We start from the raw sequence: 21,287 nt of genomic DNA on the forward strand, positions 1-21,287 counted from the left end.
TCCCGCGCGAGGGGATTGGGGTGGCCTCGCGCGGGAAAGCAAGCGCGTCCGCACGGTGGGGAGGGGTCGGGCGCGGTAGCTCCTATTGAGGAAGCTCGATTTCGGCTTCCGACGGGATGCGGAAGTAGGTCTCGGTCCAGTCGGTGAGTTTGTGCTCGAGCTCGCGGGTGATGGCGCCGTCGAGCATGCGCCAGGTCCAGTTGCCGCCCAGGGTGGCAGGGGTGTTGATGCGCGCCTCGTTGCCCAAGTTGAGCAGGTCCTGCATGGTGTAGATGCACGTGTCGCTCACGCTGGCTGCGATGGTTCGGTTGAGCGCGTCGGCGATGGGTTCGCCGGCCTGCTGATGGGTGTACAGGGCTGCCTGCTCGCGCTGACGCGGGGTGGCCGTTCCCTCAAACCAGCCGCGCGCCGTCTCGTTGTCGTGGGTGCCCACATAGGCGACGGTGTTGGCGATGTAGTTATGCGGCAGGTAGTACGAGTTGGTGCCCTCAAAGGCGAACTGCAGGATCTTCATGCCGGGGAAACCCGAGTTGTCGCGCATGTCGATGACACCGGGAGTGAGGAAACCCAGGTCCTCGGCGATGATGGGCAGCGTGCCGAGCTTTTCCTCGAGCGTCTTGAAGAACTTGAGGCCGGGACCCTGCGTCCACGAACCGTAGGACGAATCGGGCGAGGAGAACGGCACCTCCCAATAGGCCTCGAAGCCGCGGAAGTGATCCAGGCGGATGACATCGTACATGTCGAGGGCGGCGCGGATACGGCCCTCCCACCAGGAGAAACCGTCGGCTTCCATGGCGTCCCAGTCGTAGATGGGATTGCCCCAGTACTGGCCGGTGGCCGAGAACTGGTCGGGCGGCGTGCCGGCGACACTCACAGGATTACCGGCGGCGTCGATCTTAAAGAGCTCGGGCGTGGCCCACATCTCGACGGAGTCGCGCGAGACATAGATGGGCAGGTCGCCGATGATGAGGATATCGCGCTCGTTGGCATAGGCCTTGAGGCGGCTCCACTGACGATTGAAGAAGTACTGCGTCATCTGGTGGTAGAGCATGCGCGCGGGATGGGCGGCGCAGACCTTGGCAGAAGCCTCGCCGCGGGTACGGAGCTCTGCGGGCCACTCCCAAAAGGCCTTGAGACCGCACTCCTCCTTGACGGTCATGAACTCGCAGTAGGGGATGAGCCAGTCTTCGTTTGCTTGGACAAAGTCGTCGAAGTCGGCCGGCTTGTCGGCGGCAAAGCGCTCGGCGGCGCGGTCGAGAATCTGACGACGGCCACCAAAGATGGCACCATAGTCGACATTGCTGGGGTCGGAGCCCAGGTACACGCCGTCGAAATCGCACTGCTCCAGATAGCCGGCCTCGATAAGCTCGGCAAAGTCGATGAAATTGGGGTTGCCCGCACGGGCCGAGAACGACTGATAGGGCGAGTCGCCATAGCTCGTTGTCGTAAGGGGGAGAATCTGCCAGTAATGTTGTTTGCACGAGGCGAGGAAATCGACAAAGTCATAGGCGTTCCAGCCAAAGCCGCCGATACCGTAAGGTCCGGGCAATGACGAAACGGGCATCAGAACGCCGCTTGCACGCTCCATGGATGCACTCACCGTCCTTTTGAATAAGGGGCTGCGCCGTAGATGGATAGACGGCTCGTCCCGAGTTTCCATTGCTATTGTCCCTATTGTAGAACATGTTGTTTAAACATGTATAGAGAGAATGAAAAAGTTGCCGACTTTCGGTGAATGGTAGTGCGCCATAGACGATATGAGTTGAACATTGGGAGCTCCTCCCCTTGCGGCTCTTTTGTGGGTCGGGCGACAATGGTCGTCGTCATTAAAGACCGGCTGCCAGCCAGGTTGCAACAATGCAAGAAGGGTTCACATTCAGTTGGCCGTTGACACAAACAATCGCGCGAAGACCTCGTCTTCTTCGGTAAGTCCAGGCGCGGCAAGACGCGCATGGCAGTCGCCCTCACGATGCGCGCGGTCGCCGCGGACATGTCGGTCAGGTTCTGGCAGACCGCGCAGCTGGTTCTCGAGCTCGGCAACGCGAAGCGCAAGGGAACGCTGTCGAAACTGTTGAACGACGTGTCGCCCGCGAGGCTGCTCGTGCTCGACGAGTTCGTCTACGTCCCCTGCGACGTAGACGGTGCGAGGGTTCTCTACCAGGTCATTTCCGTCCATGTAGTGCTCGTAGGCCGCGGCGTCGTCGGGCTCGTCGAAGGAGAGGGACTCCGTCCAGTCCCAGTAGGCCCCCGTCCAGGCGCCCCTGCGCCTGCCGGCCGGCGTCGTCTCGTCGAAGACGAGGCCGTGGCGCAGCAGGAACTTCGACATCCGCTGCTTGGCGTGTTGCAGGTCGTCGCGCGCGTCCTCGAGGGCGCTCGTCGGGGACCCACACCTCGACGACGTTGCGGCGCGCCAGCATGCGTGCCAGCCACTCGGCGTCGCGGCGGTCGTTCTTGCGGCCGCGGTCGGCCGCGGGCCGGTGCATCTTCGGGACCGCCCCGACGACGCAGCCGAGGCCGAGGGCCCGCAGCGCGCGGCCGCGGTTGATGGTACGACCATTGTCGCCCGACCCACGAGAGAGCTGCAAGGGGAGAGGCCCCAATGTTCAACTCATATCGTCTGTTGTGCCAGAGTCGCTCGGGAAAGCGCGACCGACGCAGCGCGCTGTTTTCCAGTCACATCCAGTTCGGGTTGATTTCAGCATGCGATAAGAAACTGGATTTGAATTTCGACTCGAAAGATGGGCAATGCTGATGAGAAACGCTTGGAGTTCGGGATTGCGCGGCGTGAAGCGACCCTCTTCTTATCGAGTTCGTTACAATGTAGGAAAAACAGTAAGTAAGAAGACCTCTGATTGCTTTAGGAGGAGCTGTGGTGAATAGCGCCCAGAAGATCGATAAGTCCATCCAGAAGATGATGACTCTCGGAAGAAGGCTTGGGATTCTGTTTACGGCGCTGTTTATAGCGGTGTGTTGCTGTTCGGTGGTGGTGGTTATTTCCATTGGGCTTATGGCTGCTCAAGGAAACCTATATGATCCATCAAAGACGGTTTCCGTAGTGGTTCCTTTGATGTATCTTCTGATTTCCGGAGGGGCCACATGGACCCTGCGGGGAATCAGCATGGACATGGCTCATGGCGAATCGCCCTTTACCCTTTCGCATGCTCGAAGAATCTCGATTATCGGGTGGCTGTTTGTTGCAGCGGCAATAGGTGACCTCTTGTTTTCTCCGGGGTTTCTTTCGATAGTGATTGGCCCCTTCGACTTGCTGGGGAACGCCTATTCGATGTTTGAAAACCTGGCCCTGCCCATAGATATTGGTGCTGTGCTGGGGGCCGTTTGCTGCTTCTCGATTTCTGCGATATGGCGCTACGGAGCTCTGCTTCAAGACCAGACCGAGGATTTGGTGTGAGGGGCGGCATGGACTATCTGATTATTGAGCTTGAAAGCTTATTGCTTCGACGCGGAAAGACGAGTACGGATATCATTCGGGCGACCGGGCACACACCGGCAAGTATCTCAAAAATACGAAATGGCAAGGTGAAGGCAATTAGGTTAAAGACATTGCTGGATATTTGCGTAGAGCTTGATTGCCAGCCTGGCGATCTTATTAAGCGCGTCAACGAAAGAGAACTTGAGGAACTGGCGACGCGGCGCGCCCGCAACGCGCTGAGCAGGGCGACCGCGACGGGTGATGACCCGGTCCTGGAGTCAGATCATGTTTACGTGGTCGATCTTAGAGACGACTGAGGCTGGAGAATAAAAAAGTATTGAGCAGGTGCAGCCCGTGAAAACAACGGTTTTCACGGGCTGTTCATTCAACGTCCTGCAGTGGCCTGTATTTCTCGCCGCGTCACTGGGGAACGAGAGAGTCATTTCCTGTGCTGGATGCAGGGGGGTGCTTACCTTGTGTAATATATAAATAAGCTTATATTGAAATATGATACATATCGAATTAGAATAACATTATCAATTCGGTATGCAAGGAAAGGAGGGAGAGATGGATTGGATTAACGAGCCGGAGGAAGGCGTTGCACCCGCGTGCGGCAACTGCTTCTTCTACGCGCACGGGGGATGCACGAAGAGGTGCCCCAATCAGTCCTGCACGTTCCGTTTCTAGGGGGCAGAGATGAACTGGCTTTCTACCGCGAAAGGAGGGGAATGAAATGGAATGGATTACCGAGCCGTCAGCCGGGGCTGAGCCCATGTGCAGCAATTGCTTCTTTTACGCGCACGGCAGCTGCAGCACCAAGTGTTCTTCACAGGAGTGCACTATCCGCTTTTAGCGGATAGTGCACGCCGTACGGCGTGCACAGACTGTTCAAAGATATTTTGGCCAGCAGCGCCTGAGGGGCGATGTGGCATTGCAATATGGGGGGCGAACCGACGTTACCTATAACCCCGCACAATTGCCATGTCGTCCCTTTTTATTGACGGGGAGGATGTCGTCCATGCGGGAAGTCCCAGTTGAATTGCGTGCCATATCCAAGAGATATGGCGGGTTTGAAGCGGTTAAATCAGTCTCGTTCTCTTTAATGGAAGGCGAGCTGTGTGCACTCATTGGGGAGAATGGTGCCGGCAAGAGCACGTTAATTCGATTGATCACGGGGCTTTCGGAGCCATCGTCAGGAACGATCTCGATGTTTGGGCAAACCGGGAGACGTGAAATACGGAGCTGCAGGGAAAGGCTGGGTTATATGCCCGACCTCAATGCTTCGTATCCTAATCTGACCGCGCGAGACAACTTGGTCGTTCGCTGTATTGAGTGGGGGCTTCCCACCGATCGTTCCATCGACGGTGTGTTATCAACCGTCGGTTTGGGGGAGGCCGGCGGGAAGAAAGTGAAGAACTTCTCAATGGGAATGAGGAGGCGTCTCGATCTGGCCATAGCGTTGCTGGGCGATCCGGAGCTGTTGATCCTGGACGAGCCGACAAACGGCCTGGATCCGATGGGGATAGTCGAAGTAAGAAAAATCCTTACGCATCTTAACAAAGATCAAGGTAAAACGATTCTCGTATCCAGCCACAATCTTGAGGAGATGCACAAGCTGGCAACTGATTACCTCTTCATAAGTCATGGTCGCCTCATTCGAAGGATGACCGCACCTCAGCTGGAAAAGTCATGCCGCGGTGGTTTCGTGTTGCATGTGGACGATCTGGAGCGAACGAGATCGGTTCTCGGAGATGAGACCTCACATTCTTTTCTGCCGGACGGCAGCGTCCTTATGCGCTATGAGGAGAAAAAGGAAGGGCGGGGCATTGCAATCGAAGCGCTCTCGACCGCAGGTGTGAGGGTTGCGGAGGCGTATTCTCATAGGAAGAGCCTTGAGGAGTTTTATTCGGAGCTCATCGGTCGAGAGAGCGAGCTGTGATGAAACGCGAGTTCATCTCAGCTTTTCGGAGCGAGGTATGGTTGCTCGCCAGGCACCCGGCGACCGCTCTGATGATTGCGCTTGCGGCTGTGCTGTATGTGGTTGCGGCTGCGACTTCGTCTGAGGTGCTGATCATGGTCGCCGGTGATGACCCGTATACGCTTGGAGGGGCTATAGGTTTTATTGGAAACCTAGTGGATGCAGGGGACGTTTTGGGCTCTGTTGCCCGGACGTCTTTTGCGTCTACAGTGGTCTGGATTCCGGTGACGATTCTCTACGCGGTTTACGCTACGTCGAGAGACTTTGAATCCGTGGCTTACGCCGTATCGAGATCGCGAGGGGTGTCGCAGGCGGCGATTGTGATCACGAAGCTGTTGGTGAACTGCACTCTGGTCGGTGCCGTGTATCTTCTTTCTACGACTGCGCTGTATTTAACCAAGATGGCCCAATGGGACGTTGGGGCCTCGTGCTCAGGGTTTGCCCAATTTGTATCGATTGCGCTGATGATCGCGCTGCTGCTCATTTCGATGTACGCCGCTACCTTCGCCCTGTATTTGCTCACGAGGAGTGTGGTGGCGAGCAGCGTCGTTGCAATAGCGGTTTCGACATTTGTGATGGTGTGGTTCCCAAGTACATACGGAAGCGGTCAGCCCAGCTTGCTGCTCATGCTCTCGCCCGTGTATTACCTGATGAACCTGTGTTCCCTGAGTATGCAGAATGTTGGTGTAATTCAGGTTTTGCTGTATGCGGGCGGCACTGTGCTTGTGTCGGTTGGAGTTGCGCTCGTCTCGCTATTTGTAAGGACGGCGGTTCGATGAATCTTGGGATGTCGGTCAGGGCGGAACTGTTCCGCGCAAGGAGAATGAAACTCGCCGTGATAATAGCGCTGATGTATTTGGGCATCGCGGGGATTTATGTGTTTGCCGGGTCCGGCGCATGGGTCTCCGCAGGGGGAGAGGGCCAGTTCTTTGGCTTTTCCGCCGATCCGGGCTATCTTTTCTCGATAGGGGTTGGGCCAACGGGTATCTCTTCCTGGCTAAGTGTCGTCTCCATGGCGCATACGGTGTTCTTCCCAATCGTCTCTGTTGTTGTGGCGGGGACGCTATTCGGTGATGCGACGAGCGTGTCGGCAAGGGGAGTTTCGATTGCTCGGGGCTTCCGCAGCTGGCAGCTGTTTGCGGCAAAGACATTGGCTTGCGAAGTGTATACGCTGTGCCCCTACATCGTGTTTACTCTCGGTGTCGCTGCGGTCTTTGCCGTGTGCTCCGGAAGCGGTCTAGACAGCCTTACGGTTGGTAATGTGACCTCGGCACTCCTGTCGAATATCGTTATAGACGCCGCTTATACGCTGATGGTTGCGGTTGCATATGAGGTGTTCAGGATCAGATCTCTTGTGTCGGGAGCCTTGCTGGTCGCAACGTTCGCGGGCCTTGTTATCGCGATGAGTTTCCCAACCGTTTTACCCCCGGTTCACATGGCTTATTGGATGAGGGCGTGCGGGGCTGCCGGCGGGACGGTCCTGATGGCTGCATGCGGCCATGCGGTCATCGTGTCGCTCGCATGTCTATTGCTGCTTTCGTGCAGTTTTTATCGAAGAAGGTAGTGCGCTGGCGTATGCGCAGCGTCTGAGGGTCGATATGGATTTGGTTGGAAATGGAGATGGTGCGAAGTGAAACTGTCGCAATTTAATGTGGTGCATGAACATAACGGAAGTCTTCTTATCATGAATGCGCGAACCGGCGGCATCCTGTCGTTAAATCCGGAATACGCGCAGAAATTCAAAAGGATTCAAGAAGGGGACGTTCGGGATGCCGATGATCTTGTCGCGGAGCTGATAAGGGGAGGCATCCTAGTCAATGAGGAGAGGGACGAGCTTGGGGAGATCAGGTTGCAAAGTCGCGCCGCGCGCTTTGCGAATACTGCTCTGTCCCTTACCATTGCGCCAACGATGGCTTGCAACTTTTGCTGTCCCTACTGCTATGAAAAGGGACAGGCGTACACGACGATGGGCGAGGAGGTTTTGACACAGCTCTCCAAGTTCGTGAAAGATTACTATCCTGGTATCGCAAGTCTCTCAGTTGGATGGTACGGCGGCGAGCCTCTGCTCGGAATGAAGATGATCGAACGGATTACGTCGGATCTGAAAGATGTCGTGGGGCCAACGTGTGAATATTCCGCATCGATAGTGACAAATGGCTATCTGCTGACGCCTGATGTTGCAAGGAGGCTCGCGGCATGTGGTGTGACGAGCGCGCAAGTGACTATAGATGGATCGAAGTCGGATCACGATTCGAGAAGGATTCTTCACGACGGAAGCCCTACATACGAACGTATTCTCAAGAACGTCAAAGAGTGTGCCGACATCATCGATATTTCGATAAGGAGCAACGTCGACAAGACCAACATCGAGGCCGCTCAAGAGCTATTGGATTATCTCGAGCTAAATGGCCTGATGAATAAGGTTCACTTCTATTTAGCCCCTGTTGACGATATCAATCAGGTATGTGCGAACGACAGCCACTGCTTTACTGTAAAAGAGTTCTCGTATGAGGAGACTGAGTTTTATAAAAGGGCAATTGCGCGGGGCTTCAAAGTTCAACCTTTTGGTGGGACGAATTTCGGGATATGTTGCGCCGTTGGAATCAACTCGTACGTGGTTGATCCCGTCGGAGATTTGTATAAGTGCTGGGATGACATTGGAATGAAGGAGCGGAGGGTCGGAACTATTTTCGAGCCGCCAATGTTGAGCAAGAACATGATTAACTGGATGGCATATGAGCCGGATGACACGGAATGCCAAGAGTGCTTTGCTTTTCCCATGTGCATGGGAGGGTGCCCCAACCACGCCTTAAACGGTGAGGGGAAACGTTGCGTTTCCTTCCGGTATGATGCCGAGCAAAAAATGCTGCTCTCCCAGATGATGAATACGGCAAAACGGGGTGCGGGGCAAAATGAGGCTGATGCTTAATCTCTGTAGAAAATATATACTGGGCGGTCGATTCTACGCCTATCTTGTCGTAACAGTTTTGGTCGGGCTGCTTGCGCTTGCGGGTCCCTTTCTTACCGGCATAGTGGTAAACCGATTGGCGATGCCGGCCAGCGCCGATCTTGCCGCCGTTCTCGTTTGTTGCCTTATTTTGGTTGCGGTCCAAGCGGTTCGAGCGGGACTAGTGTATTGCTCAGAGATGCTGTACATCAACCTTCAGTCGCATGCGGGGTTCGGCTTAAATGCGGATACGCTTGAGCACGTGAAGCACCTTCCCCAGGCATTCTTCGAGGGCTTCAACGCGTCGTATTATAACCAGCAAATCAATCACGACGCTAATGACCTTGTCATCTTCGTAATCAACTCGGTTGTGGGGGTTTCAAGCAACGTTATCACCCTTTTGTCCGCCCTGTTTGTTCTCGGTAGCCTGAATATCAAGTTGAGTGTGGTCTGCCTTGTTCTTGCGGCAGCGAGTGCCGCTTTTTATGCGGTTTCACGCGCAAGGCTGTTTGAGAGAAGTTTTGACGTACAAGAGCAGAGCGCGAGGTTTTTTTCCTGTCTACAAGATCAGTTGGAGAAAGTTGATTTCATCCGCAAACATGCTTTGTTCGATAGGTCCCGCGCTGTACTGGTCGAAGCTTTTAATGGGCTCTATCCAACGATGAGAGCAAATCAGGAAGTAGGGTCTAGATTTACCTTTGGCAACGCGTTGGTCGCTTCCGCCGCTCAAGGATGTCTTCTTGCTGTGGGCGCGGTTGAAGTGATGGGCGGGAGACTGTTGCCTGGTTTTCTCGTGACTGCTGTTGGATATTATTCGAACTTAAGCTCAGCGGTACAGTATTTGTTGGGCTGGGGAAGGGATTACCAGACTAATCGCGTATGCTATGAGCGGCTGAAAAGAATTTGGGATGTCCCGGTGGAAGCGAATGGCAAATTGGCGCTTGGTCCGATTGAGGAAATCCGTCTAGAGAACATCAAGCTACGTTATCCAGGGGCGGAAAGGGTCGCGTTAAGCATTGAGGGGCTCGCGTTTTCCAGGGGTCGGCTATATGGAATCTCGGGGCCGAATGGTTCGGGGAAGAGCTCGCTGCTGTCAGTGATATTGGGGCTATATCCAGATGACACAGAAGGGGCCGTTCGCTACAACGGGGTGTCACAGCGTTGCATCGATCGATATGCATTGCGGCGGTGTCGAGTCAGCATTACGGAGCAAGAACCCCCTATCGTTGAGGGGACGATTCTCGATAATCTTACGCTGCTTTCTGATGATTACGAGATGGATAAGCTGAATCGGATGCTTGTCATATTGGGGCTAGACGAAATGGTTGCTTCTGTGGAGAACGGGGCAACGGCGATGCTTGACGGCGGGAAAGGAGGGGTGTCCGGCGGCGAGAAGCAAAAGATTGCAATTGTGAGACAGCTGTTGAAATCGCCGGACGTTATGCTTTTTGATGAACCGACCTCAGCACTTGATGCGAAGAGTCGAGGCGCGCTGATCAAATTGCTTCATGAAATTAAGAGAGACCATATTGTAATCGTTGTCACTCATGACGAGGAGATGCTTGCCGCCTGTGACGAGGTCATTTCGACGGCTGGATGATTATCGGATTGTGGCGTTGAAGACCAAGAAACTTGAAATGGCGTGGGCTCTGGGTAGGTCTCCACGGGTACGCCGTCGGTGCTGTACTCGACCGCCCGGCAAGAAGGTTTTATAGCGTGTTTCCCCAGAGAGGTCCCTTTGTCCGGTAGTGGCGAGGGGAGCCTCTCTTTTGCTCACCTCTTGCGGCGGAGGGGGACACCATGCGCCTATGCAGGACAAACTGCGCGTTCTTGTCGAATGATGGGCTATGTGTAGAGATGATGGTCTCGGGTAGAGGCCGTGTCGCGCTCGGCTGCGATGAGCCAGGCAATTCAATCTTCATCCGGGAGGGCCTTGGCAAGACAAGCAGGGCGAAGACCTTGGCGACGTTCGGGAGCCGTGTGGCGCCCGGCTCCGCGCTCATCCACGACATGGAGCCGGGCGCCACACGGCTCCCGTCAACAATCTGTCACTGAAGAGCCAGCACTACAACGCGAAGCTGCTCAAGGGCGTTCCCGACGGCCAGAACCCGCTGGGGCCCGTGAACCGGATGCGCTACTTCATGCAGTGCTTCCTGAGGGCTCATCCCGGCTCCAACCGGGACGACATGCGGGGCTGTGGCTATGAGTCCGCCCGAGGACAAGCTTGAGAAGGTCGCGATGGTGCTCGATCGGGCAATGCGATACCCGAAAACGCTCAGGTTCAGGCAGTTCTATGCAAGAAAGCCCAGTTCAGATGAGTTCGACGAGCAATATTTATCAACACAGTGCAAGGGGGGATTATATTTGTATTTCATCCGTGTTGAGCTTCACACGGTGCGCGACTCATCGCAAACTGGCGGGCGCAGCGGAAAGAAAACCGACTGCAGACGAACGATCGATATCGGGAGCAAATAGCCACCGGATGCTTTTCGGTCTCCTACGCGTCGACCTCCGCGATTTCTTCTGCGTCTCGCCAAGTTGAAAGGAGCGATGTCGAAAACTCCTTTTCGGTTAGCGTCAAGACATCCTTCACGCAAAAACCTTTCAATTTGTCAGGAAGCCCAAAACGCGCTTTTTTCCTAATCGAGCTGGCAACCCGCTTCAACGCGGTCTTGTTCTTGTCCTCGTTGTATACCAAAACAAAGACGCAGTGCTCGCGAAACCATCTCGTCCTCTTTCCCCACAGGTCCGAGCAGATCAAAACGCTGTCCTTGCACTTCTCGATGAGGGCGTCCCTTTGGCCAAGATTGATACCAAGCTCTTCGTCATCCTTGGGATTGAGCCTCTTCCCCAGCGTCTCCTTCAGACTGCCGTTTTTAAATTCGACTAGATATAACGTTTCCCGATCGCAATACAGCGCATCGGCGGAGCGCGGGAGTTGCATCCACCTATTGACCTTCTTGCAGTAGCATTCTTTAACAGAGTCAAAATTGACAACAGGCAAATCGTCATCCACAAGAGAGACGCTCCCGTCTCTGGATGTTTTGGAGATGGTCGACGTGCAGTCCCTTAGGATACAGGTCCTGCAACGGGAGCAACCATCGCTGCCATCTGGCACCGCGGGAGAGTTCGGATGAGGGCAGGAGGCGCACAGGTCGCTACTCAAGGCCGTACTCCTCCCTCTCAAGCGTATCAAAAGGAGCCGCCAGCTTCTCGTAGGCGACCTCAGTCGAGCCGGTTATATCGGCAAAGCGAGAGCGTCCATCAGTGCAGGTCTCCGCAAGATAATATGAGCACAATCCATCAACAGCGTGCTTCTTAGAATACACTTCGATCGCATTCAGGAAATATGGACTATGGGTGCTCATTAAGACGTGCATCCCGAGCTCTTTCTGGAGCAGCACGATTATCTCGGCGAAGGCCAGCTGCCATGCAGGATGAAGATGAATCTCGGGTTCATCGAGGATAATAGTCCCTCCGGCATCTAGCGCGCCGGACTTCAAGAGCACCTTCATGATGGCGAACGTCTTCAAGCCAGCAGAAAGGTTCCCAGGCTCCAACCCCCGAGCGAAGCCCTCTTCGAGATACGTAAGGTGACCGCGACTTTCGCTCCTCTCGAAATGCCCCGGACATAAGGAGGAAACCTTGTCCATGAGAACCTTCAGGTGTCGCTCCTTCGCGATCTCTTCGAACAGCGAGGACTCGCTGTCATCGTTACGGATGGTCGCCTGAATCAAATCTTGCCGCAGCTCCTCCTGGTGTCCAAGGAGGGGCTTGAACCGAAAAGCGGGGCCGTAGGGTCCTCCGAGAGAATCGATCAGGAACGGGTCGTCCAGATAATGCGCCCTGAATCGCAAAACCCTCCTATCGTGCACCTCCGCCACCTCGTCACTTGCAACCGAGAAAACCGTAGATGCGTCCTTTATCTGGAGTTCGACCTTCCCGGGCTCTTCGCCGAAAACCGAATTGATCTGGCCGTTGAACTCGCTTCGGAACCTGTTTGTCGCAATCGCACGAAATACCTCATCATCGGAGATATCCATGATCTCGATAATCTGATCGGCAACTCCTGCTACGCCATTCGTGAAATCGGATTCGATCTCACGGGAGATCTCCTCCCCGTAATACTCCTTTATCTCATCAATAAGCTCGTCCCTCGTGCACTCGCCCGAAAAAACCCTGTCGATGAAACTATTCATTCTTCCAGCAGTTCGCCTGTGGCGAGACGTGGAGTCGAGAGGGCTTCCCACATATGCCTTCCTGATGGCGCGCTCAACACTATTGCGCCTCATGCGGTCGATTTTGTTCTCCGAATCGGACATGCTGTTGAAGGCCGCATAAAGCGCTTTTCCAACCGTGCTTTTCCCCGTCCCGTTCTCCCCGGCGATCACGGCAATACCATTAATCTCGATATCGGCCTCAGCGACCCTGCCGATGTTTTTCATCTTGATTTTCAATGCATATCACCAGCTCTAAACTCGCGAGACTCAATAGCTCGATTATCGCACAGAGAGATCGACTTCTCGAGGACTCCCTAAATGGAACGCGCGGTGAGGACATGGCTCGCCGCCGTCCGCTTCGCGTTCGCGCGGGGGAAGGTGACGACCAGGGACCTCTCCGGGCTCATCGAGAGGAGCGCCAGATTCTCCTCGTCCATTTGAACTGTATCGTATTCAAGGACACTTGACTTAGAGGAATGGCGTTGAGCGGCGATAATCGTTTCAGCGCCAAAAAGAAAGGAGTGTCAGTCATGGCAGACGGGCCCTCCTACACAGCGGGGTACCGCGCCGAGGCCGCAGACTTCGCCGCCGCGTCGGGGAAGCCCATCGCCCAAGTGGCAGCCGACCTCGGCATCAACGAGAAGACCCTGGGAAGATGGGTGACGGTCAGGAAGAAGGAGCTGACCAACCACCCGGTCGCGGCGGCCGCAAGTGCATGCGCGAGCTCGAGCTCGAGAACGAGTTCCTAAAAAGCCCCGACCTCACATTGGAGGCCGGGGCCAGTAGATTTTTGGGACATGTCTAGAAATCTACCCATGCAGGAAGCGGCATGTGCCGAGCATGTCGCGTGCTAGGTTTTGAGGCATGCCACAAAACCTAGCACGGGGGAGTGGCTACTCGGCGTCGGCGAAGCCGTTGGGGTTATGGCTCTGCCAATTCCAGCTGTCGCGGCACATGTCCGCGATGTCGTACTGGGCCTTCCAGCCCATCATGCGTTCGGCCTTGGAGGCATCGCACCAGTTGGCGGCGATATCGCCGGCACGGCGCTCGCGAATCACGTAGGGCAGCTCCTTGCCGCAGGCCTTGGAGAAGGCGGCGACGACCTCGAGTACCGAGGTGCCGGTGCCGGTGCCCAGGTTAAAGATCTCGACGCCGGTCTTGCCGTTCATCCAGTTGAGGGCGGCAACGTGACCGGATGCCAGGTCGCACACGTGGATGTAGTCGCGCACGCCGGTGCCGTCGGGGGTGGGGTAGTCGTTGCCAAAGACCTGAACGGCCTCGAGCTTACCGACGGCGACCTGGGCGACGTAGGGCACCAGGTTGTTGGGGATGCCCTTGGGGTCCTCGCCGATCAGGCCCGACGGATGGGCACCGATGGGATTGAAATAACGGAGCAGCACGACGTCCCACTCGGGGTCGGCGGTGTGGACGTCCATGAGGATCTGCTCAATCATCCACTTGGTCCAACCATAGGGGTTGGTCGCGGGCTTCTTGGGGTCTTCCTCGGTGACGGGCGGATTGTCCGGATCGCCGTAGACGGTCGAAGAGCTCGAGAAGATGATGGACTTACAGCCGTGGTTGCGCATGACATCGATGAGCACCAGGGTGTTCTCGATATTGTTGTGGTAGTACTCGACGGGCTTGCTCACCGACTCGCCAACGGCCTTAAAGCCGGCGAAGTGGATGACGCGGTCGATCTGGTGGGTATCGAAGATCTTGTTCATCGCATCGCGGTCGAGCACGTTGGCCTCGTAGAAGGTGAGGTTCTTGGCGGCCTCGTCGCCCACGATGGTCTTGACGCGGTCGATGGCAACGGCGCTGGAGTTGGAGAGGTCATCGACGACGACAACCTGGTAGCCACCCTCGAGCAGCTGAACGACGGTGTGCGAGCCGATAAAGCCGGCGCCGCCGGTAACGAGGACGCAGGTGTCTTTGGGGTCGAGTGCTTTGGACATGTAGTCTCCTATCGAATCAGGAACACTTCTTGAGGGGAGTATAGCGCAGCTGGGGGCGCCCAAAACACGCGGGGCAGGAAAACCAGAGGATTGATGTTAACGTACTCATAGGGTGTTATTTGCATAATCCTTACCTTTGGTGTGGGACGTATTTGCGAGCCGCTGACCATGCTTTTCCAGCCGTTCGTGGAAATAGTTGGGACAAGCGCGATGTGCGTTAATATGTTTGAGTTGAGCGACATATAAATAAGCATGTAACGGAGTACATATGTCACCAAACAACGATTCCATCTTTACGCAGGAGCTTTCGCGCCGCACTGCCCTTAAGGCTCTTTTCGGCGCCGCTTCTGCGGCTGTTCTTTTTGGCCTGCCCGCCCGCGCCCATGCGGCTGAGGCCAGTCAAGAAACCACCGACAAACTGAATGCCGCCCAGGCCCAGCTCGACGAGGTCCAGGCTCAGCTCGACAGCATTGCCAATGAGTACGCGGCGCTCGCCAACAAGAATGCCCAGACCCTCAACGACATCGAGAATGTCCAGGGCAAGATTGACGACACGCAGGCCCAGATCGATGAAAAGAAGGCCGAGCTCAAGAAGAAGCGCAACGACCTTTCCGATCGCGTGGCCGCCAGCTACAAGTCCGGCGGTACGAACATCCTGTCGCTGCTGCTGGCCTCTGGCTCGTTTGAGGAACTCGTCGCCAACGCGCATTACGTTGAGAAGATCAACAAGAGCGACCGCGATGCCATCGAGGATATCCAGACGATTCAGGCTGAGCTCGACGCGCAGAAGACCGAGCTCGAAGCACAAAAGGCCAACCTGGAGAAACTCAAGGACCAGCAGACGGCTCAGATGCAGGATATGCAGGCCAAGCAGCAAGAAGTCCAGACCGTGCTGAACGGTCTTTCCGACGACGTCAAGGAGCTCATGGCTCAGCGCGATTCCGAGATTCTCGCTGCCGCTCAGGCCGAGGAAGCTGCCAAGAAGGCTGCCGCTGCCGCGGCTGCCGCAAACAAGAACAATTCCTACTCGGGTGGTTCAAGCTCGGGTGGCGGCTCGTATGCCGGCGGCACCCCGCAGCAGAATGCCGGCTCGGGCAAGCAGCAGGCTGTCGTCAATGCATGCTACTCCACGCCTTCGCCTGGCCTGAACTGGTGCGCCGCCTGGGTTACCAACGTGTTCCGCAACGCCGGCGTGGGCTACTTTGGCGGCAACGCGTGCGACATGTTTAACGCCTGGTGCTACAGCTCCGACCGTTCGGCGCTGCAGGTGGGCATGATCGTGGCCGACTCGTCGCACAGTGGCACCGGTACGCCGGGTCTGCTGTACGGACACGTGGGCATCTATGTTGGCGGCGGCATCGTTATGAGCAACGAGGGCGCCATCACGTCGAGGTCGCTTGACTCGTTCATTGGGTTCTACGGCACTGGCTCTGGCGTGCGCTGGGGCTGGCTCGGCGGTATTGCGCTGTCGTAGCTGCAGTTTGAAGTAAGTTGGTCCGGGGCTGCGGGCGAGGCATAAGGTTGCCTGCTCTACAGTCCTGCGCAAGACGAAGGCCACATTAAGTGGCCTTCTTTGCGTGCGGAACTCGCGACCAACCTTACGCCTCGCCCGCAGCCCCGGACCTTCCGGGTTCAAGGCGCGACACACCGGACTGGGTTATCTGAATAAATATGGTGAAGGCCCCTTTCGGGGCCTTCTTTTTATAGGAATTCGCCTACTCGGTGGACTTCGGGTTCTAGGTCTACTCCGAATTGGTCTTTGACGGTTGCTTGGATGTGGCGGATGAGTTCGTCGACGTCGGCGGCGGTGGCGTGGTCGGCGTTGACGATGAAGCCGCAGTGTTTTTCGCTCACCTGCGCGCCGCCGACAGCATGGCCGCGCAGGCCGGCGTCCATGATGAGCTTGCCGGCAAAGTGGCCCTCGGGGCGTTTGAAAGTGGAGCCGGCGCTCGGCATGTCGAGCGGCTGCTTGTCCTCGCGGCGCTGGCGGTAGTCGTCCATGTCGGCCTTGATCATCGCGGCGTTGCCCGGGGCGAGATTAAAGGTGGCAGAGAGCACGATAAAGCCGTCGTCGGCGATGCGACTCTTGCGATAGCCCAGGTTAAGCTCGTCGACATCGAACTCAATGATATTGCCGCTGCCGCGGGTGCCGTCGTCGAGCGCGCGGGCGGGCTTATAGACGCGCACGGACTCTAAAACATCGGCCATGCAGGCGCCGTAGGCGCCGGCGTTCATATAGCAGGCGCCGCCGACCGAGCCGGGGATGCCCGAGAGGGGCTCCATGCCGGTAAGGCAGGCTTCGGCGGCAGCCGCGGCGACATCGGAAAGCAGGGCGCCGGCTGCCGCCGTGACGTGCGTGCCGTCGACGGTGATGTTGGAGAGGCCCTCGCCCAGCGCTACGACGACACCGCGGATGCCCTTGTCACCGACGAGCAGGTCGGAGCCGTTGCCCACGATGGTGAGTGGCAGATCGCAGCGATAGCAGGTATCGAGCGTGGCGACGAGGCCCTGCTCGGTGTCGGGCGTGACAAAGACATCGGCCGGGCCGCCGATCTTAAACGTGGTGTGCTCGCGCATGGGCTCGCTCATGAGCACGTTGTCCTCGCCGGCAACACCGGCGAGCGCGCAGAGCAGGTCCTCGTTAAAAAAGTCGTTCTCGTGCATACGAACATCCGCCTTATGGTGGTCGTTTTAATTAATCGAATGCAATATACCCCACCCGGATGGATTTGGTGCAAAGTAACCTGACCCCAATGCATCACATGGTGCAAAGGGGTCAGGTTACTTTGCACCAATCGCGGCGATAAAACAGCCGTCTACCGGATTGGTAAAGTGTTTATCATCAAGGTAGAGGGACGGTCGCTATACTTTCAAGAGATTGCGCGAATACTCGGAAGGAGCGAGATGGGCAACAAAGTTACTCTCAAGCAGATTGCCCAGGAGGTGGGGCTTTCCCCCTCGTCGGTCTCGCTTGTTCTCAATAATCGGCCCTGTCGCATTTCGGAAGAAAACCGCAAGCTCATCAAGGAGGTTGCGGCGCGCAACCACTATGTTCCTAACCAGATCGCGCGCAGCCTGGTCATGCGCGAGTCGCGCACGCTGGGCCTTATCGTTCCCAATATCGAGAGCCGCTTTTTTGCCTCGCTCGCCGGCAGCCTGGAAAAGCGCTGCCGCGAGGACGGCTACGCGCTCTTTATTACCAGCTCGGGTGGAAGCGCCGAGGACGATCTGGAGCTCCTGCGCCAGCTGGTGACGCGCGGCGTCGATGGTGTGTTTTTGGTCGTGGGCGACGAGTTCTCGGACGACCGCGCTTTGCGCGAAGAAGTCAGCCATCTGCCCATCCCGGCGGTAATGGTCGACCGTGCCATTGAGGGGCTCGAGTGCGACAAGGTGATGTTCGACCACGAGATGGGCGGCTATATGGCCACCCGCTACCTGATCGAGCAGGGCCACCGTCGCATTGCCTGCTTGGTTAATGCGCGCCGTTCCAATACGGGTCGTAAACGTCTTGCCGGCTACGAGCGTGCGCTGCGCGAGGTGGGGCTGCCCATCGATGCGCGCTTGGAGTTCGAGAGCGAGTACTACATTCCGAGCGCATACGAGGCCTCGGAGGCGGTGCTCGCAACTGACGCCACTGCCGTGTTCGCAAGCTCGGACAACATTGCGCTGGGCCTGCTCAAGCGCTTGCACGAGATGGGGAAGAGCATCCCAGGCGATATCTCGGTCGTAAGCTATGACAACTCGGCGGCCGACGTTCTCTTTGAGCCGGCGCTGACCGCGATTGAGCAGGATCCTGGTGTTCTTGCGGAGCATGCTTTTGGCTGCATGTCCAAGCGCCTTGCCGGTAGGGGCGGTAGGCGTGCCGAAGAGGTCGTTCTGGAGCCGGCACTTATCGTTAAGGACAGCGTGCTCGAGCTTACTAAACACAACTAAACACGTTTATCAATTCATACAGATTGAATGTGGAGTACCTGTGACAGGCAATGCCGCAGGTGAATGTCTGCTTTTGCCTATCCACATGGCAAATCAGCATGCTAAAACGTTTTTTCAGCATGATAAAACGTTTTATCAAATATACTAGTCCCAACGAAAGGTTGCCGTATCGGAAGGCGACCGCACAGCGAAGGGACATAAACAATGGCTAAAACACTGGGGACGCCGTGGCAAAAGCTGGGCCACGAGGTACCGGCTTCCGAGCTCGAGGGCGTCGACCTGTATTGGCGCGCATCGAACTATCTGTCCGTCGGTCAGATCTACCTTCGCTCCAACCCGCTGATGCGCCCCGACTTTGTCGACGAGAAAACCGGTGAGGTGCGCGACTTTGGTCGCCCGGACGTTAAGCACCGCCTGGTCGGTCACTGGGGCACCACGCCCGGCATCAACTTCCTGTTCGGCCACGTCAACCGCCTCATCGCCGACCACAACCAGAACGCCATTTTCTTGATGGGCCCGGGCCACGGTGGCCCTGCCGGCACTGCCCAGTCGCTGCTCGATGGTACCTACCGTGAGATTCGCCCCGACATCACCAATGACGAGGCCGGCCTGCAGAAGTTCTTCCGCCAGTTCTCTTATCCCGGCGGCATCCCGAGCCACTTTGCGCCCGAGACGCCCGGCTCCATCCATGAGGGCGGTGAGCTCGGCTACACGCTCAGCCATGCCTACGGCGCCGTCATGGACAACCCGAGCCTGCTGGCCGTGGCCGTGGTGGGCGACGGCGAGTCCGAGACCGGTCCGCTCGCGACCTCTTGGCAGTCCAACAAGCTCGTGAACCCGGCAACCGACGGTATCGTCCTGCCGATCTTGCACCTCAACGGCTATAAGATCGCCAACCCCACCATTCTTGCCCGCGTGTCCGACGAAGAACTCACCAAGTTCTTTGAGGGCATGGGCTACAAGCCGCACTTCTTTGTCGCCGGTTTTGACGACGAGAGCCATGCAAGCATCCACGAGCGTTTCGCTGCCCTGTTTGAGCAGGTCTTCGATGAGATTTGCGACATCAAGGCCACCGCACAGGCCCAGGCCGCCGCAGGCGAGACCGTGGTCCGCCCGGCCTACCCCATGATTGTGTTCCGTACGCCCAAGGGTTGGACCTGCCCCAAGCAGATTGACGGCAAGAAGACCGAGGACTCCTGGCGCGCGCATCAGGTGCCGCTGGCGAGTGCCAAGGACACCCACGAGCACTTCCGCGTGCTGCGCGAGTGGTTGCGCTCCTACAAGCCCGAGGAGCTCTTTACGCCCGAGGGCCAGGTGCGCCCCGAGGTGACGGCCTTTATGCCGACCGGCGAGCTGCGCATCGGCGCCAATCCCAACGCAAACGGCGGCAAGGTGCGCCGCGAGCTCGAGCTGCCCGATATTCACGCTCACGAGATTCCCGTCGCCGAGAAAGGCCACGGCTGGGGTTCCACCGAGGCCGCCCGCGTCTTTGGCGAGTACACTGCCGACGTTCTGGCCAAGAACATGGACGACTTCCGCATCTTTGGTCCCGACGAGACCGCGTCTAACCGCCTGCAGGCCGCCTACAAGGTGACCAAGAAGCAGTGGGATGCCGGCTTCTACGAGGACGAGGCCAACGACGAGCTGCTGGCCGGCTCCGGCAAGGTCGTCGAGCAGCTGTCCGAGCACCAGTGCGAGGGCTTCCTCGAGGCTTACGTGCTCACCGGCCGCTCCGGCGTGTGGAGCTCCTACGAGAGCTTTGTCCACGTGGTCGATTCCATGGTCAACCAGCACTGCAAGTGGCTCGAGGCCACCAAGCGCGAGATTCCGTGGCGTGCTCCAATCAGCGGTCTCAACATTTTGCTGTCGAGCCACGTGTGGCGCCAAGACCACAACGGTTTCTCGCACCAGGATCCCGGCTTTATCGACCTGCTGCTCAACAAAGCCAACGACACGCATATCGTGAATGCTTACTATCCGGCTGACGCCAACATGGCGCTTGCTGTGGCCGAGCGCGTCTACCAGTCCACCGACTGCGTTAACGCCATCTTCTGTGGCAAGCAGCCCGCCCCCACCTTCCAGACGGTCGACGAGGCCAAGTCCGAGCTCGCCGAGGGTGTCGCGACTTGGGAGTGGGCATCGACTGCCGACTCGCTCGCCGAGGCCGACGTCGTGGTCGCCACGTGCGGCGACGTGCCGACGCTCGAGGCCCTGGCTGCAACCGATATGCTGCGCGAGCTGGGCATTAAGGTGTGGTTCGTCAACGTGGTCGATCTGCTCAAGATTCAGAACGTCTGCGAGAACGACCAGGCCATCAGCGATGAGCGCTGGGCTGAGCTGTTCGGCTGCGGTGAGAAACCCGTGCTCTTTGCATTCCACGCCTATGCCGGCACGATTCGCCGCCTGATCTGGAACCGCCCCGGCCACGACGCCTTCCGCGTCCACGGCTACGAGGAGAAGGGCTCCACGACCACGCCCTTCGACATGCTGCGCCTGAATAACATGGACCGCTGGGCCCTGGCCGCCGACGTGCTGCGCATGGTCGACGCCGATAAGTTTGCCGAGCAGATTGATGAGTGGGAGGCTTTTCGCACCGAGGCCTTTGAGTTCGCGTGCGACGAGGGCTTCGATCACCCGGCCTTTACCGACTGGGTTTGGCCCGACGCCGCAGCCGCAACTGCTGCCGACGGCGCGCTCTCCGCAACGCAGCTAACTGCCGGCGACAACGAGTAGGTAGGCATCCGGGACGGTCTCGCGCTGGGGCCTGCTCCGGGCGGGTTGCCTTGCTCCGGGAAGTGGGCTTCGCGAACTTCCCGGAGCAAGG

Annotated in this window: 18 protein-coding genes; 13 read left to right on the forward strand and 5 right to left on the reverse strand. The window is 57.4% G+C overall.

The genetic code is table 11. The features are described 5' to 3' along the window. Positions 1-82: 82 nt before the first annotated feature. Positions 83-1,660 (reverse strand): 4-alpha-glucanotransferase, encoded by a 1,578-nt coding sequence (malQ, locus tag DW913_RS09135; protein ID WP_255415063.1) that lies wholly within the window; start codon positions 1,658-1,660, stop codon positions 83-85. A gap of 291 nt (positions 1,661-1,951) precedes the next feature. Here malQ and DW913_RS10305 point away from each other — a divergent pair, with 291 nt between their 5' ends. The 9 genes from DW913_RS10305 (at position 1,952) to DW913_RS09185 (ending at position 10,830) form a co-directional block, all read left to right on the forward strand. After that, complete coding sequence (locus DW913_RS10305; protein WP_084591805.1) at positions 1,952-2,545, forward strand: ATP-binding protein; 594 nt, start codon at positions 1,952-1,954, stop codon at positions 2,543-2,545. A 327-nt stretch (positions 2,546-2,872) separates the two neighbouring features. After that, a complete protein-coding gene (locus DW913_RS09145; protein WP_035137761.1) occupies positions 2,873-3,409 on the forward strand; it encodes a hypothetical protein in 537 nt (178 codons plus the stop codon). Positions 3,410-3,417: 8 nt separating this feature from the next. After that, positions 3,418-3,747, forward strand: coding sequence for a helix-turn-helix transcriptional regulator (locus DW913_RS09150; protein ID WP_052044110.1), 330 nt, complete (start codon positions 3,418-3,420; stop codon positions 3,745-3,747). A 701-nt stretch (positions 3,748-4,448) separates the two neighbouring features. Next, the gene (locus tag DW913_RS09155) at positions 4,449-5,369 is read left to right on the forward strand and encodes an ABC transporter ATP-binding protein (RefSeq protein WP_035137759.1); all 921 of its coding nucleotides are present in this window, start codon (positions 4,449-4,451) and stop codon (positions 5,367-5,369) included. After that, a complete protein-coding gene (locus DW913_RS09160) occupies positions 5,369-6,187 on the forward strand; it encodes a hypothetical protein (RefSeq protein ID WP_117564851.1) in 819 nt (272 codons plus the stop codon). Before DW913_RS09155 ends, DW913_RS09160 begins: the two co-directional genes overlap by 1 nt. Then, on the forward strand, positions 6,184-6,972 hold the full coding sequence (locus tag DW913_RS09165; RefSeq protein ID WP_035137757.1) for a hypothetical protein: 789 nt from the start codon (positions 6,184-6,186) through the stop codon (positions 6,970-6,972). The genes DW913_RS09160 and DW913_RS09165 overlap by 4 nt, the downstream gene beginning before the upstream one ends. 66 nt (positions 6,973-7,038) lie before the next feature. Beyond that, on the forward strand, positions 7,039-8,337 hold the full coding sequence (locus DW913_RS09170; RefSeq protein WP_117798300.1) for a radical SAM protein: 1,299 nt from the start codon (positions 7,039-7,041) through the stop codon (positions 8,335-8,337). Further along, positions 8,321-9,955 carry an ABC transporter ATP-binding protein gene (locus tag DW913_RS09175; RefSeq protein WP_084591801.1) on the forward strand — a complete coding sequence of 545 codons (1,635 nt, stop codon included), beginning with the start codon at positions 8,321-8,323 and terminating at the stop codon, positions 9,953-9,955. Before DW913_RS09170 ends, DW913_RS09175 begins: the two co-directional genes overlap by 17 nt. A 602-nt stretch (positions 9,956-10,557) precedes the next feature. After that, complete coding sequence (locus DW913_RS09185) at positions 10,558-10,830, forward strand: hypothetical protein (protein WP_117584251.1); 273 nt, start codon at positions 10,558-10,560, stop codon at positions 10,828-10,830. Positions 10,831-10,852: 22 nt separating this feature from the next. Here the strand turns inward: DW913_RS09185 and DW913_RS09190 are convergent, their stop codons facing one another. After that, positions 10,853-11,371 (reverse strand): hypothetical protein, encoded by a 519-nt coding sequence (locus DW913_RS09190; protein WP_124786586.1) that lies wholly within the window; start codon positions 11,369-11,371, stop codon positions 10,853-10,855. A gap of 142 nt (positions 11,372-11,513) precedes the next feature. After that, a complete protein-coding gene (locus tag DW913_RS09195; protein WP_117856218.1) occupies positions 11,514-12,812 on the reverse strand; it encodes an ATP-binding protein in 1,299 nt (432 codons plus the stop codon). A gap of 293 nt (positions 12,813-13,105) precedes the next feature. On the opposite strand from DW913_RS09195, the gene DW913_RS09200 reads away from it, so the two are divergent. After that, positions 13,106-13,324: a transposase gene (locus DW913_RS09200; protein WP_117584253.1), complete on the forward strand. Its 219-nt coding sequence runs from the start codon at positions 13,106-13,108 to the stop codon at positions 13,322-13,324. Positions 13,325-13,468: 144 nt separating this feature from the next. Here DW913_RS09200 and galE read toward each other — a convergent pair whose 3' ends face one another. Next, positions 13,469-14,530, reverse strand: a complete 1,062-nt coding sequence (galE, locus tag DW913_RS09205) for a UDP-glucose 4-epimerase GalE (RefSeq protein ID WP_117564856.1) — start codon at positions 14,528-14,530, stop codon at positions 13,469-13,471. 268 nt (positions 14,531-14,798) lie between these two features. On the opposite strand from galE, the gene DW913_RS09210 reads away from it, so the two are divergent. Further along, positions 14,799-16,004: a hypothetical protein gene (locus DW913_RS09210; RefSeq protein WP_117798301.1), complete on the forward strand. Its 1,206-nt coding sequence runs from the start codon at positions 14,799-14,801 to the stop codon at positions 16,002-16,004. A gap of 227 nt (positions 16,005-16,231) precedes the next feature. Here DW913_RS09210 and murB read toward each other — a convergent pair whose 3' ends face one another. Beyond that, a complete protein-coding gene (gene murB / locus DW913_RS09215) occupies positions 16,232-17,194 on the reverse strand; it encodes a UDP-N-acetylmuramate dehydrogenase (protein ID WP_117798302.1) in 963 nt (320 codons plus the stop codon). 240 nt (positions 17,195-17,434) lie between these two features. Between murB and DW913_RS09220 the strand changes: the two genes are divergently transcribed. Next, the gene (locus DW913_RS09220; protein WP_117798303.1) at positions 17,435-18,463 is read left to right on the forward strand and encodes a LacI family DNA-binding transcriptional regulator; all 1,029 of its coding nucleotides are present in this window, start codon (positions 17,435-17,437) and stop codon (positions 18,461-18,463) included. Between the two features lie 204 nt (positions 18,464-18,667). Beyond that, a complete protein-coding gene (locus DW913_RS09225; protein WP_117798304.1) occupies positions 18,668-21,196 on the forward strand; it encodes a phosphoketolase in 2,529 nt (842 codons plus the stop codon). The last annotated feature ends 91 nt before the right edge of the window (positions 21,197-21,287 follow it).

Origin of the sequence: Collinsella sp. AM42-18AC, from assembly GCF_003467965.1 — a bacterium.
Classification (GTDB): domain Bacteria; phylum Actinomycetota; class Coriobacteriia; order Coriobacteriales; family Coriobacteriaceae; genus Collinsella.

Coding starts and splice junctions, on each gene's coding strand:
- malQ (WP_255415063.1), bottom strand. CDS start 1,660: ATGGAAACTCGGGACGAGCCGTCTATCCATCTACGGCGCAGCCCCTTA.
- DW913_RS10305 (WP_084591805.1), top strand. CDS start 1,952: ATGGCAGTCGCCCTCACGATGCGCGCGGTCGCCGCGGACATGTCGGTC.
- DW913_RS09150 (WP_052044110.1), top strand. CDS start 3,418: ATGGACTATCTGATTATTGAGCTTGAAAGCTTATTGCTTCGACGCGGA.
- DW913_RS09155 (WP_035137759.1), top strand. CDS start 4,449: ATGCGGGAAGTCCCAGTTGAATTGCGTGCCATATCCAAGAGATATGGC.
- DW913_RS09160 (WP_117564851.1), top strand. CDS start 5,369: ATGAAACGCGAGTTCATCTCAGCTTTTCGGAGCGAGGTATGGTTGCTC.
- DW913_RS09165 (WP_035137757.1), top strand. CDS start 6,184: ATGAATCTTGGGATGTCGGTCAGGGCGGAACTGTTCCGCGCAAGGAGA.
- DW913_RS09175 (WP_084591801.1), top strand. CDS start 8,321: ATGAGGCTGATGCTTAATCTCTGTAGAAAATATATACTGGGCGGTCGA.
- DW913_RS09185 (WP_117584251.1), top strand. CDS start 10,558: ATGAGTCCGCCCGAGGACAAGCTTGAGAAGGTCGCGATGGTGCTCGAT.
- DW913_RS09200 (WP_117584253.1), top strand. CDS start 13,106: ATGGCAGACGGGCCCTCCTACACAGCGGGGTACCGCGCCGAGGCCGCA.
- galE (WP_117564856.1), bottom strand. CDS start 14,530: ATGTCCAAAGCACTCGACCCCAAAGACACCTGCGTCCTCGTTACCGGC.
- DW913_RS09210 (WP_117798301.1), top strand. CDS start 14,799: ATGTCACCAAACAACGATTCCATCTTTACGCAGGAGCTTTCGCGCCGC.
- murB (WP_117798302.1), bottom strand. CDS start 17,194: ATGCACGAGAACGACTTTTTTAACGAGGACCTGCTCTGCGCGCTCGCC.
- DW913_RS09220 (WP_117798303.1), top strand. CDS start 17,435: ATGGGCAACAAAGTTACTCTCAAGCAGATTGCCCAGGAGGTGGGGCTT.
- DW913_RS09225 (WP_117798304.1), top strand. CDS start 18,668: ATGGCTAAAACACTGGGGACGCCGTGGCAAAAGCTGGGCCACGAGGTA.